Annotated in this window: 13 protein-coding genes; 4 read left to right on the forward strand and 9 right to left on the reverse strand. The window is 44.8% G+C overall.

The annotated features are described in order from the left end of the window. The first annotated feature begins 56 nt into the window (after window positions 1-56). Complete coding sequence (locus tag H8876_RS10320) at window positions 57-479, forward strand: tetratricopeptide repeat protein (protein WP_417493320.1); 423 nt, start codon at window positions 57-59, stop codon at window positions 477-479. Between the two features lie 80 nt (window positions 480-559). Then, window positions 560-1,072 carry a collagen-like protein gene (locus tag H8876_RS05215; RefSeq protein ID WP_249286833.1) on the forward strand — a complete coding sequence of 171 codons (513 nt, stop codon included), beginning with the start codon at window positions 560-562 and terminating at the stop codon, window positions 1,070-1,072. Window positions 1,073-1,084: 12 nt separating this feature from the next. Here the strand turns inward: H8876_RS05215 and H8876_RS10170 are convergent, their stop codons facing one another. Further along, window positions 1,085-1,213, reverse strand: a complete 129-nt coding sequence (locus tag H8876_RS10170; protein WP_283241760.1) for a hypothetical protein — start codon at window positions 1,211-1,213, stop codon at window positions 1,085-1,087. Window positions 1,214-1,365: 152 nt separating this feature from the next. On the opposite strand from H8876_RS10170, the gene H8876_RS05220 reads away from it, so the two are divergent. Further along, window positions 1,366-2,682: a recombinase family protein gene (locus tag H8876_RS05220; protein WP_249286834.1), complete on the forward strand. Its 1,317-nt coding sequence runs from the start codon at window positions 1,366-1,368 to the stop codon at window positions 2,680-2,682. Here the strand turns inward: H8876_RS05220 and recQ are convergent. From recQ to H8876_RS05240, 4 genes are all read right to left on the reverse strand, one after another. Further along, complete coding sequence (recQ, locus tag H8876_RS05225) at window positions 2,671-4,518, reverse strand: DNA helicase RecQ (RefSeq protein WP_249286835.1); 1,848 nt, start codon at window positions 4,516-4,518, stop codon at window positions 2,671-2,673. The two genes, H8876_RS05220 and recQ, sit on opposite strands and share 12 nt — an antisense overlap. Continuing rightward, window positions 4,518-4,967: a large conductance mechanosensitive channel protein MscL gene (mscL, locus tag H8876_RS05230; RefSeq protein ID WP_249286836.1), complete on the reverse strand. Its 450-nt coding sequence runs from the start codon at window positions 4,965-4,967 to the stop codon at window positions 4,518-4,520. Before mscL ends, recQ begins: the two co-directional genes overlap by 1 nt. A 25-nt stretch (window positions 4,968-4,992) precedes the next feature. Next, on the reverse strand, window positions 4,993-5,985 hold the full coding sequence (gene bsh / locus H8876_RS05235) for a choloylglycine hydrolase (protein ID WP_249286837.1): 993 nt from the start codon (window positions 5,983-5,985) through the stop codon (window positions 4,993-4,995). Window positions 5,986-6,148: 163 nt separating this feature from the next. After that, window positions 6,149-7,513 (reverse strand): MATE family efflux transporter, encoded by a 1,365-nt coding sequence (locus tag H8876_RS05240; RefSeq protein ID WP_249286838.1) that lies wholly within the window; start codon window positions 7,511-7,513, stop codon window positions 6,149-6,151. A 164-nt stretch (window positions 7,514-7,677) separates the two neighbouring features. On the opposite strand from H8876_RS05240, the gene H8876_RS05245 reads away from it, so the two are divergent. Next, window positions 7,678-8,136, forward strand: a complete 459-nt coding sequence (locus H8876_RS05245; protein WP_249286839.1) for an Lrp/AsnC family transcriptional regulator — start codon at window positions 7,678-7,680, stop codon at window positions 8,134-8,136. Between the two features lie 53 nt (window positions 8,137-8,189). Here H8876_RS05245 and H8876_RS05250 read toward each other — a convergent pair whose 3' ends face one another. The 4 genes from H8876_RS05250 to H8876_RS05270 form a co-directional block, all read right to left on the reverse strand. Continuing rightward, window positions 8,190-8,708 (reverse strand): ClbS/DfsB family four-helix bundle protein, encoded by a 519-nt coding sequence (locus tag H8876_RS05250; RefSeq protein ID WP_249286840.1) that lies wholly within the window; start codon window positions 8,706-8,708, stop codon window positions 8,190-8,192. Between the two features lie 939 nt (window positions 8,709-9,647). Then, complete coding sequence (locus tag H8876_RS05260) at window positions 9,648-11,075, reverse strand: ABC transporter ATP-binding protein (RefSeq protein ID WP_249286841.1); 1,428 nt, start codon at window positions 11,073-11,075, stop codon at window positions 9,648-9,650. After that, window positions 11,072-11,767, reverse strand: coding sequence for an energy-coupling factor transporter transmembrane component T family protein (locus H8876_RS05265; RefSeq protein ID WP_249286842.1), 696 nt, complete (start codon window positions 11,765-11,767; stop codon window positions 11,072-11,074). Before H8876_RS05265 ends, H8876_RS05260 begins: the two co-directional genes overlap by 4 nt. Next, on the reverse strand, window positions 11,767-12,391 hold a 625-nt coding region (locus H8876_RS05270), incomplete at its 5' end, for an MptD family putative ECF transporter S component (protein ID WP_465250733.1). The genes H8876_RS05265 and H8876_RS05270, both read right to left, overlap by 1 nt.

Consider the following 12,391-nt stretch of genomic DNA (forward strand, 5'->3'; position numbering starts at 1 on the left):
GAGACAGGCTATATCATGAAAACTGGGATCAAGCTATCCATTATTTTACCACATTTTTGCAGGATCCAGCCGGCTGGAAGGAAAATAAAATCGAAGCTTGCAGACTTCTCGCGCAATGTTATCAGCACTCTTCCGCACGGGAAGCAGCCCTTGCTATTCTTTTTTATTCCTTTTCCTTCGACATCCCCAGGGCTGAGATCTGCTGCAGCATCGGAGAATTGTTTTTGCAAAACTCACAATACGAGCAAGCTATCTTCTGGTACCGTGCAGCCTTGGCATGTTCTAAAGATGAGACTTCCGGTGCATTCCTTCTCCATGATTGCTACGATTACATACCCTGCATGCAGCTATGTGTTTGCTATGACAGGCTGGGAGATACCGAAAAAGCAGAACTCTACCATAAAAAGGCCGGCCTGTATCGCCCTGATACATCTGCTTACCTTCAAAATGAAAAGTATTTTCAATCTCTGAAAAAATAACAGCAGCCTTCTTCACCCTACAGTAAAATGCTACATATTATATTATGAAAAGAAAAGAAAAGAAAAGGAGTTTGTTCTATATGAATAATCAGTATAAAAATCCGTCAAGGTGCTGCAGCGGCAGCTGCGGTGTTCCTTGTCCTCCTGCACCACCAACCCCTTGTCCTCCACCACGTCCGCCTGAAATGATCGGGATCATCGGCCCTACCGGTCCTGCCGGTCCGATGGGGCCTGCCGGTCCAATTGGGCTTATGGGACCAGCCGGCGCAACTGGTGCTACTGGCGCGACCGGAGCAATGGGACCTACCGGACCTGCCGGTGCTACCGGAGCAACTGGGCCTACTGGTCCAATGGGGCCTGCCGGCGCAACTGGTGCTACTGGCGCAACGGGACCTGCCGGTGCTACCGGAGCAACTGGGCCTACCGGACCTGCTGGCGCGACCGGAGCTACTGGAGCAACTGGGCCTGCTGGAGCTGTTACCGCCGGACCTGCCGTCGCAGATATTCCTTCCAACAGTAGCATCGACATTGTAATCACGACTTTCAACCAGCTTCTTGCCTCTCTGCGCCAGGCTGGCGTCATCCAGAGCTAGATATCGCACACTTTAAAGTTTCCCATCAGGAGGTGGCGCATTTCCCCCATGTTCAGAAACATTGCAGGACTTTTCCATTTTAATCATGTTTTCCTGCAAATCCACTGCAAAAAAACCTTTAAGCCATTGTTTTTTCTCCATCCGTTCCTTCTCGCTCCATTCCCGTTCCTGCACTACCATAATTTTCTGTGCCCGGTTCTTTTTCACGTCCACTTTCCTCCCCTTCTGAAACTACGCTTTATTTCTCAGTTTATGGGATAAACCTCCACAGCATGCTTCGAAAGGAGACCATCATGCATTTTTATATCTACAGCAGAAAATCCATCTACACCGGCAAGGGCGAAAGCATTGAAAATCAAATTGAACTTTGCCGCAGCTATATTTCATCCAAGTACCCCTGCGATCCTGATCCACATATAAAAATTTATGAGGACGAAGGGTTTTCAGGAAAAAATACAGAGCGTCCTCAATTCCAGAAAATGCTCTGTGACATACAGCTCGACCCGCCAGATTTCATCGTCTGCTACCGTCTGGATCGCATCAGCCGCAGCGTCAGCGATTTTTCCACTTTCATAGAAAAACTAAATCGTCTCGGTATCTCATTTCTTTGCATCAAAGAAGAGTTCGATACTTCCCGCCCTATGGGAAAAGCCATGATGTACATTGCCTCCGTTTTTTCTCAACTGGAACGTGAAACTATAGCGGAACGAGTTCGCGACAATATGCTCCTGCTTGCCAGATCCGGCCGCTGGCTAGGCGGCACCCCGCCTACGGGCTACACCTCAAAAAAAATCTGCGAAGTCCTGCTGGACGGTAAGGTGAAAACCGCCTGCACCTTGCAGGAAATTCCGGAGGAACTGGATGTCATACATTCCATTTATCAGCACTTTCTCCAGACCCATCAAACGGCGGAAGTCGCATCCTGGCTGCAAAATCGCGGTCAGCTCACACGCTCCGGCAAAAAGTTTTCCCCTGCATCCGTTCGTCAGATCCTCCAAAATCCGGTGTACTGTATCGCCGACTCTGATGTATTCTCATATTTTGCAGAACGAAACGCAGACCTTTGTTTCTCACCTGATTCGTGCTCCGGCCAGGGACTTCTCGCCTACAACAAACGGAACTACCGCCAGAAAGGCGCACCGCGCCAAACCGAAAAGCACTGGATCATCGCCGCAGGAAGGCATCGCGGGATCATCTGCGGACGAGACTGGGTAACGACACAGAGTCTGCTTTCAAATTGCCACCGTGCTCCCGGAAATCCAGATGCTCCCAAAGGACTCCTTTGCAGTATACTTTATTGTCGTCACTGCGGCAGCCCTATGGTCTCAAAACGACGTTCCAAAAATACCGATCTCCCCACCTACGACTATATCTGCAGCAAAAAGCTGCGCCACGGCACCGCTCTTTGCAGCTGTCAGAATCTCAACGGACCACAGACAGATGAAGACATTCTACAGACTCTTTACAGCACTCTGCAAAAGCTTCTGAATATAAATACACCTCTGGATCTCGACAAGCTGTCACAACATAAAAAAAGGATCTTTCTCACTTCATTCGTAAAAAAGATCCTGTGGGATGGAACGACTCTGCAGCTGTTCCTATTCTTCTGAAGCCTGCTTCTCTTCTTGCCCCTGCTGTATCACGTGCTCCCGGATCACCTCCAGAAAACGCTCGCCATATTTAGCCGCCTTAGCCTCACCAACGCCTTTCATATCAAGCAGTGCATCTTTCGTCTGCGGCTGATACCTGCACATATCCTGCAAGGAAACATCGGTAAAAATCACGTATGCCGGCACGCTGAAAGTCCGGGCAAGTTGAAGCCTCAGCTTTTTCAGTTTTGCCAGCAAAGCCTTGTCCTCCACCGCCTGGCCATCCGTCCGGTCGTTTCGGAGCTCCACCGCTTCCCGGACAAATTCCGTTTCCACGCGGCGTTGTCCACGCAAGATCTCCGAAGAAGCCGCCGTCAGCCGGAGCACCGGATATTCACCTTCCTCCATTCGAAGAAATCCGTCCGTCAATAACGCGTCGATCATCTGTCGGATCTTTTTATACGGCGTATCCGACAGAAGCCCATAGGTGGAAAGATCATTCAGTCCGGCATGGAGTACCCGCTGGTTCTGACTGCCCCGGAGCACGTCACAGATCATGGTAATCCCGTACCGTTCTTCGCACCGATATACGCACGACAATATCATCTGCGCCTGCACGGTATAATCCACCTTTTCAAATTCCGTCAGACAGTTGGAGCAGTTGCCACAGTAATGAGGAGCTCTTTCTCCGAAATACCGCAGGATAAACTCCCGCAGGCAGTCCCTCGTCGTTGCATAAAACGTCATCTGCCGCAGCCGCTCGTAATCCTTTTCCTTGATCTCTGCCAGGGTATCCTCATCCAGATCCTCCCGCGGCATAGGGTTTTCGATAAAAAACTTAATGGTATTGACGTCCGACGGTGCGTACAGCAGAATGCAATCCGCTTTGCTGCCATCACGACCGGCACGTCCTGCTTCCTGATAGTAGCTCTCGATATTCTTCGGCATATTGTAATGTATGACAAAAGATACGTCAGATTTGTCGATTCCCATGCCGAAAGCATTGGTCGCCACCATGATCCGCTTCCGATCAAAGATGAAATCGTCCTGATTTTCCATCCTTTCTTTATCGTCAAGCCCTGCGTGATACCTGGTCGCCTCAAAGCCTCTGGCGTTGAGCATATCGCAGACTCTCTCCACGTCTTTTCGCTTGGAGCAGTACACGATCCCCGACTGATCTCTACGTCCTTTCAATGTCTTCAGAAGCTCCTTATCCTTGCTGTCGGGATGTCTTACCGTGAAAGAAAGGTTTGGCCGGTCAAAGGTAGTCGTAACAGAAAACGGATCTTCCAGATCCAGCAGTTCTTCGATATCCTGCCGCACATCCGGCGTTGCGGTCGCAGTGAACGCACCGATCGTCGGTCGATCAGGAAGTCTTTCCGTAAAATCTCTGATGGTAAGATAGCTAGGTCGAAAATCCTGACCCCATTGAGAAATACAATGCGCTTCGTCGACCGCCAGAAACGGGATCTGTATCTGCGAGCACACTTTTAAAAAAGCTTCTGAATGAAGTCTCTCTGGAGCCACATAAACGATCCGGTATCCATTTTGCTTCATTTCGCGCAATGTCTCACGGTATTCCTGTAAAGAAAGGGAACTGTTGATATAAGCAGCAGAAATATCCATTTGCAGCAACGTGTTCACCTGATCCTTCATCAGCGAAATCAGAGGCGATACTACGATGGTCGTACCGCTTTGCAGCAGTGCAGGGATCTGATAACACACTGACTTCCCAGCTCCCGTGGGCATGATGCAAAGGGCGTCCCGCCCGGCAAGAAGCTGATCGATCACCTCTGCCTGCCCCTCTTTAAATGTATCGTATCCATAATAATATTTTAAAGCAGAGAACTTATCCATCAGGCCTTTACCGATTCGATTTTATCATCTGCTGCAGCTTCATCTTCCAAAATGGAAGTACAGTGCGGACAGCGTGTTGCATCGATAGAGATCTCACTCTTGCAGTATGGGCATTCCTTTGTGGTCGGAGCTTCTTCCATTTCTGCTTTTTTCCCCAGATTTCTGGCTGTATTAAGCGTCTTCACCAGGACAAACAGTGCAAATGCTACTATCACAAAATTAATGATCGCCATGATAAAGGATCCATATTTCAGATCCACACCAAACACTGATACTGCCAGATCGTTGAAGTTGACCCTCACGAGCAGTCCGATCACCGGGGAAATAATGTCATCTACAAGCGAATTAACAATGGATGTGAACGCAGCACCTACAATAATGCCTATTGCCATATCGAGTACATTTCCCTTCATTGCAAATTCTTTGAATTCTGCTAAAAACTTTTTCATAACTAGTCTCCTCATATAATATTTTTTAATTCTTATTTTGCCAATGGATCTCACATTCTGTTATCATCGGATATCTGATCAGCCCGTCAGCGTCCAGATCTTCTTCATGCAGGTCTACGGCAGAGATCTGATGATTATCGTATGTTGTATAGTAATAGATCCCTTTTGTCGCATTACAGCATGATGTATAGATCGTGATCTCATATTTGCCCTCATCCACTTCACAGCATCCTCGCTGCTGATCGACAGAACCTAATATATGAAAAAACTGACTCACACTCTCTTTCTCACTTTCTCCTGAAATGGAATTCAGCTTTGTGAATGCCACTTTAACGAATCTTGATTGACTGGACAGATCCCCCGGGATTCCCATTCCACCCATTCCTCTGCTGTACGCATCCAGTTTCAGCGTTCCTGCAAAGGTATTTTCCGGCTGTCTCCGCGATGCTCCCGCATAATTGTTAAGCGCAAAGAGCTGCAAAGGAAACGGCGGATTGTTAGTAAGGACTCCGACAGGATTATCATAAACATGCAGACCATCCTCCATGGCCTCCACAACGATACAATCATTCTTATCTGCAATCATCCAGTGAAGCTGCGCTGCAGGCAGCCGGGCACTGAAAGGCGTTCCTGTAAGTTTCATTCCTGCAATCTTTTTTCTTGCCTCTGTAACCGATCCACACTGGCCGAGTACCCACGGAACAAACTCAAACTGCGCCACTTGTACCTCATTTGTTTTCACATTAACGGCAGCATCCTCATATACTGCATTTCCAACGAAGTTAAGACCTGCCATTCCGAGTCCCTTTTCATTGACTGCATCGTAATAAAGCGGATATCCATCTGCTACGAATGCCATCCCGATCATGGCATAATGAGTTGTCAGCTTATCAGTATGCCTGAAATCGAATACATATTTTCTCGGCGTGACAACAATTTCTTCTCCATAGGAAAACTCATAATCAAAAGTTCTTCCCATATAAAAGTCTTTTGTTTTGTAAGTTGATGCTGTACACATATTTTTACACCTCATTCTTTGTGGCTTCAGTAACGTCTTTTCTGTGATATGCATAGTCACCGAACCCTGTAAGCACCATGAAATTTGGGCTTTGAGTCTCCTCTTCTATAAGTTTATCTCCACTTCATTCCCCCACTGATTCTTATATGTATTATACACAGTTTTAAGAAAAATCACCATATTTTTCCGTATGATTGTCCCATTTATCAGTCGGCCATGATCTTCTGAGAGCCACATAGGAGATTAAAAAGTTCGCAAGCCAACCAGCTGGTACAGCAAGCCAGACAAATGCAATGCCAAAACGCGGCGCACAGATCAGAGCAACGGACAAGCGAATCGCAAGGTTCACCATGTTCGCAGCGAGGAACGGGCGCATGATTCCAAGACCACGAAGGACTCCATCGGTTGCCATTTTGATTCCCATAAAGGTGAAGAAATAACCAAGCCATCTCATATAATCCCCGGATACCTGATAGGCCAGAGCTGTTCCGTCTTTACCAAGGAATAGCGAGGAAATTTGCGTGTGCAGTGTTTCAATAACAATAAAGGCAAGGACCGCGAAACATATATCCAGCACTAGCGCGGCGTAGTAGCCTTTTTTGATACGCCCAAATTTTTTTGCTCCAAGATTCTGGGAAACATATGGCGAAACCGCATTGCCGATGGATACAAAAATCAAGGAAAAAACATTTTCCACCCGCATTGTCGCCGCATACCCCGCTAGTGCCTGTGTACCAAAGGGATTTACAACCGCCTGCACGATCATCATACCGATAGACACTGTAGACTGTTGGAGAACCGACGGAACGGCAATCCGAAGCATAGAATGCAGCTCCTGCCAGTCAAATCGGCAAAAAGGAGTCTTATATCGCCGCATCCGATAATAGAAAATCAACAGCGAAAACACGGCGGAAATACCTTGTGCAATCAAGGTTGCAAGCGCTGCACCGAACACGCCAAGACCAAGACCTGCCACCATCCAAAGATCCATAAAGATATTTAAGATGGATGAGAATATCAGAAGGCCCAGTGGGATTTTTGATTCACCAATGGAAGTGAACATTGTGGAAAGAATGTTATACATAAACAAAAACGGAAAGCCCACAAAATAGACACGCAGATACAGCACTGCGTCATCCAGTATATCGGCAGGGGTCTGTAATCCACTCATCATCGAATGAGAAAACAAAAATCCAAAAACACCAAGGGCTATACTCAGAATTAAAAAGCTAAGCAAGGATGTTGACACGATGGTTTTCATTTTACCATATTCCCTGGCACCGAAATAGCGGCTCACGAGCACACCGGCACCGACACCGGCTCCCAGCGCCACACAAATGAAAACATTGGTCAAAGCTGCACAGGCACCGACAGCTGCAAGTGCAGAAGAACCCGCAAATTGACCAACGATGATAGAATCAGACATATTGTATATTTGCTGAAAAAAGCTGCCGAGAATCATCGGCATTGCAAAAACCGTCAGTGCTTTAAGAGGCGCATCTGTGATTAAATACTCATCTTTTGACATTATCATATCCCTCTTCGAAACGTAAGTTTTAAGTTTCATTACGCAACAATTATATGTGGTTGCTGTAAATAAGTCAAGCTATCGTTTACTTATCGTAACATAAATGATATGATAGTTAAGAAAAGCTACTATCCGGCGGATATTATTTTACAGGAGGGGCACTTATGTACCTGGACGGTTTAGATGAACTGGATCAGAAGATTATCCAGTTGCTTATAGAAAATGCACGTATCTCTTACTCTGATATCGGTGAAAAAACCGGTATTTCCAGAGTGGCAGTAAAAGCCCGGATTCAGGCTTTAGAAAAAAAAGGCGTAATTGAAGAATATACGACAATAATAAACCCACAAAAAATCAGTGGTGCTGTTTCATGCTATTTTGAAATCGAAACAAAACCAGACCATCTGTCGCAGGTGACAGATATATTATATAAAAATGATACGGTCACACAGATTTACCGGGTCACAGGAAGGGACAAACTGCATGTACATGCCGTTGCTTCATCAAGTGATGAAATGGAGCACTTCCTGCATAATGTCATTGATGCACTTCCCGGCATGATCAGCTGCAGCTGCAATACAATCTTATCACGCATTAAAGATATTAAAGGATTACGGCTGTAGAAGGCAGTTGCTATTTTCAATTTCTTGTTCACTAATACCCTCCTTTTTTTGATTTATAGTACAATCTTTTTCCATTTTCTGATCTTTGTTCTAAATGTTCCGAAAGGAGCGACTGTGTTAATATGAATGAACTTATATACTTCCCAAACTGCTGTTTTCGTTGCTCCATCAGCCCACTTTCTCATATGTGGTTCGAATAATTCTTCCTCGCTTAGAGAATCGATCATTGCATAAATAGATTCGATATTATTATTTAATACTTCTTTTAGCTCCTGAAGAGATAAATGAGCGTAGGTATCATTGAACCATTGATATAAATCACCTAACTGATTCCATTTAAACTCATTTGAAGGTGTTTTTGCTTGAAGTCCCTTTCTTTCATCTTCTTCCCACTTAAGAACTAAAGTCGTCCATCCTACCTGGTAAGCGAGATTTTCTGCAGGAGTCCTATCGACTTCCTCAACACTCGTATCTTTTAAGGATTCTGGGATATCATCAAATTCAGAAATATACTTTTCAAAACTTTTATGAATCTCACTTTTTAATTCATCTTTATTCTTGTATGTTCTCAATATACTTTCTCCTTCATTACAGAGGCGCCTATTGCTTTATGTTGCTTATCTACATTACGAATTCCCAGATTGAAAATTATCTGATCTAATTGGGAATCAATTTCTTGATTCAGATGTTTGCTCACGTCATGAATTCCCAGATTTGATTTTTTCAAAGTCATATGGGAAGTTCAATCCTGCAAATCTTTCAAGATCCATATAGCACACTCATTATGATTCCTCAAAAGATATAAAAACTGCTTTTCTGAGAACTGTTTTTCTCGACATTGTAAATATCTTGTAAAGCAGTTCCCATCTTACTGCTTTATTTTGAAAAATGGGAATTCATGAATGAAAGTAAAGCTCATAAGCAGTAAAAAATCCAAATCAAGGCCGTTTTTTATGTGATCTGGGAATTCATGATTTCCCGGACACCTCACCATTAAGAACAACCACTGGCCTTTAACCAGGTTAATAACTATTGAACTTATATCGGATCAATTAACAAAATAGAGTTGATGGAAACTCCTGCTGCCGACGTGGGTCCAGAACCCACCGCAACAGGAGAAATGACAACTCTATTTTATAAAAGTATATCCAGTTCTGCAGCAAAAATCAAAGAAAAATTGTATTAGGGTGGCTGCCGAAATGCAACTGCCTTTTTATGTAAAAAAGAGAAGGCTTACACTAGTCGTTGATGCTAAAACTCCAGACTATCTGCATTGAGCAGAAAGTATTTCATGCCCATGATTACAAAGCCTTCCTCATTTTCAATACCATTCAAGGCAATCTCAATGATATGATCATTCCATTATTTCGTGCATTGCACATATTTGAGTAACGACATTTTAGTACCAAATTATTTTGGTTTCAATGTCTGTTGCTATTTTTTGTGCATCTGCACTTTTTTATGTATTGATTCTATGGAAATACCTTGTTCTTCCTTGCCAGAAGATGTTTCTAAAGCATCACATTAAACATTTTTCTCTCATTAGCACAATCGTCTATGGAGATCTCGCTGTCACAACGACATATCAATTCATCATCATGCGTAATAACAAGAATTACTTTCTTTTGATCTGCGGCTTCTCGCAGCACATCTGCAACGATCTTCATATTACCACCATCCAGTCCGCTTGTAGGCTCATCAAAAATGAGTATCGTTCTGTCAGAAAGGACCCCGCAGGCAATCGCTAGCCGCTGCTTTTGACCTCCAGATAAAGAAGCCGGATGAACATCTTTATATCGATACAGACCTAAGCGCTTTAGAAGGCTTCTTGCTTTTTCCAGGTGTTCTTCTGAATGTTTCATATTTAGCAGTACTTCCTCCGAAACGCTGTTCGTAAAGAATTGCGTTCCCGTATCGTTGGAGCTAAACCAGGTTTGCTTCCGACGCTCACGAGCACTCAATTCTCTACCATCAACCACGACTTGTCCGCTTTCTTCTTTCCATAAACCAGACAAAACCAGGGCAAGGCTCGTTTTGCCAATGCCGTTATGACCGGTGATCGCCGTGATTTGTCCTGCAGGAGCAGAAAAATTGATATCACGAAAAATTTTAGTTTTTTTCCTTCTGCAGGATAGGCTTTTTACACACAATGCCGGGAACTGATCTGTATTCCTTGTGGGGGTCTGAATAGTTCTGTCCCCTTTTTCGGTGATTTCTCTTAACCCATATCTCTCTCTTTCTTCTGGTGATAGCTGCTCCATCTCGGCAGTATTTCGTTCCCACAAAACTCTGCCATCCCGAACATAAATAAAGCGGTCTGCAATTCCATGAAGCCAAGATAACCGATGTTCAGCAATAATAATGGTATGGCCTTCAGCTTTTAACTGCTTGAATACTGCGGCTAATTGTTCAGCTCCGGTTTTATCCAGATTTGATGTAGGCTCGTCACAAACATATATATCGGGGCGAAGTGCATAAACCGAAGCAATCGCCACTTTCTGCTTTTCTCCGCTGGAAAGCACATCAAGATTCCGCGAGCGGAATCCATTCAAGCCGAACGAAACGATCGCATCATCCGTACGATCACGTATTTCCTCCGCTGAGAATCCATAGTTTTCACAGGCAAAAGCCGCTTCTCCGGCCAGTTCCGAAGAGAAAAACTGGCTCTTTGGATCTTGAAATACACTGCCGATCTGCCTTGCCACTGTATATTGCGGCATTTGTGTCAATGATTTTCCATTTATAGATATCGTCCCAGTCAGTGTTCCTGTGTAATAAGAAGGAGCGAGGGCATTTAAAAGTCGTGTGAGAGTGGTTTTTCCGCCGCCGGATGGTCCGGTAAACACTACGCACTCCCCCTCATTGACCATAAGATCGATCCCGGATACTCCTTCCGTACTGTTTAAATACCGGAAAGAAACATCTTTCATCCGTATCATGCACGCACACCTCCTATCCACAAAAACAGAAAAGTCACGACACTCCACAGGATCAGGCAGCTCCAATCCTTGATAGTCATATCTTTTTCATAATAGCTGCCCCGTTTGCCCGAGGCTTCTGCACCACGTGCCACAGCAGAAACAGAAAGCTGATCGGCAATTTGAAGACAGCGCAGCAGCAGAGGGACCAGTACATATTCGCAAGAAACCACAGGGTGTAACAGGAGTTGGCACGGAGCTGCAAGTCCTCTGTTACGCATAGAAAGCCATACACTTTTCAGCTCTGCTTTCATAGTGGGGAAAAAACGAAACATAACTAGTAATCCCAAAATACCGGCAGTCGGCATATGGATACGAGACATAAATGCCGACAGTTCTCCAGGGGGTGTCGTGATCAAATCCCAGCCAACAATAAAAACGGCAAACAGGTTCCAGAACATCAGCACATAAAACTCTGAAAAAACAACCATATGAAGACCCTGATACCGGATCAAATACAGCAGTACCGCCATAGCAATATAAAACACGCCAAAAGACTTCAGTGCCCGCCAATTATGCTGAACCGAAAGATAAAGAAATCCGGTCAGTGCCAGGATGCAGGTCAGCACTGTATTGGATGTCATAGAAATACCGACTATGGCACAGCCTGATGCCCACAACTTAACCGGTACCGCAAAGTTCTTCCTCTGCATCAGAGCGCCCCAGCTTTCTTAAAATGCTTGTCCATAAGCCGTCCGCCTGTCAAACTCCCAATAAAACCGCAGATAGTTGTAAAAAGAATAATGAAGATCAACCATCCTGGAGAAGAATAATACCGTACAAAAGAATCAATGTAGCTCTGTTCCATGCCACTGGAAACAGCAAATTCTTCATAAGTATCCCAGAAAAACCAGAGCGGCAACAGGTTAACGCCATTATACAGTAAGCTGGCTATCGTCCATGCAGCCGTCATTTTCTTTTTAGATTCCCATCCGTTTTTCCATAAAATAGCTTCGCAGATAGCACCAATCACCATATAATAGGGCAATAGATACCAGTTCCCCATAATGAGAAAAACGATCCCCAAAATGGTCATGTAAACGAAGGAAGCACCTCGTTGACGTACACGGCTGACCATGAGGAAATAGATCGGCGCACACAACAGCATAGTGAAACCGACCGACAGCACCATGCTCACAAAATCGTTCACCATGCACACCATATTAACGACAAGTTGAATAAGGATCAACAATACCGAGAGTAATACTGTTGTAATTACATCTTTTACTGTCCACTTTTTTGTCTGACTCATAATATTTTCCCTGTCTCTTATACAC

It is taken from the genome of Lentihominibacter faecis (assembly GCF_014306095.1).
In the GTDB taxonomy this organism is placed as follows: domain Bacteria; phylum Bacillota; class Clostridia; order Peptostreptococcales; family Anaerovoracaceae; genus Lentihominibacter; species Lentihominibacter faecis.

What these genes read in the sequence shown, in the direction of transcription:
- H8876_RS05215 (WP_249286833.1), top strand. Translation starts at nt 560, where the DNA reads ATGAATAATCAGTATAAAAATCCGTCAAGGTGCTGCAGCGGCAGCTGC.
- mscL (WP_249286836.1), bottom strand. Translation starts at nt 4,967, where the DNA reads ATGAAAAAGTTTTTAGCAGAATTCAAAGAATTTGCAATGAAGGGAAAT.
- H8876_RS05260 (WP_249286841.1), bottom strand. Translation starts at nt 11,075, where the DNA reads ATGATACGGATGAAAGATGTTTCTTTCCGGTATTTAAACAGTACGGAA.
- H8876_RS05240 (WP_249286838.1), bottom strand. Translation starts at nt 7,513, where the DNA reads ATGTCAAAAGATGAGTATTTAATCACAGATGCGCCTCTTAAAGCACTG.
- H8876_RS05265 (WP_249286842.1), bottom strand. Translation starts at nt 11,767, where the DNA reads ATGCAGAGGAAGAACTTTGCGGTACCGGTTAAGTTGTGGGCATCAGGC.
- H8876_RS05245 (WP_249286839.1), top strand. Translation starts at nt 7,678, where the DNA reads ATGTACCTGGACGGTTTAGATGAACTGGATCAGAAGATTATCCAGTTG.
- recQ (WP_249286835.1), bottom strand. Translation starts at nt 4,518, where the DNA reads ATGGATAAGTTCTCTGCTTTAAAATATTATTATGGATACGATACATTT.
- H8876_RS10170 (WP_283241760.1), bottom strand. Translation starts at nt 1,213, where the DNA reads ATGGAGAAAAAACAATGGCTTAAAGGTTTTTTTGCAGTGGATTTGCAG.
- H8876_RS05220 (WP_249286834.1), top strand. Translation starts at nt 1,366, where the DNA reads ATGCATTTTTATATCTACAGCAGAAAATCCATCTACACCGGCAAGGGC.
- bsh (WP_249286837.1), bottom strand. Translation starts at nt 5,985, where the DNA reads ATGTGTACAGCATCAACTTACAAAACAAAAGACTTTTATATGGGAAGA.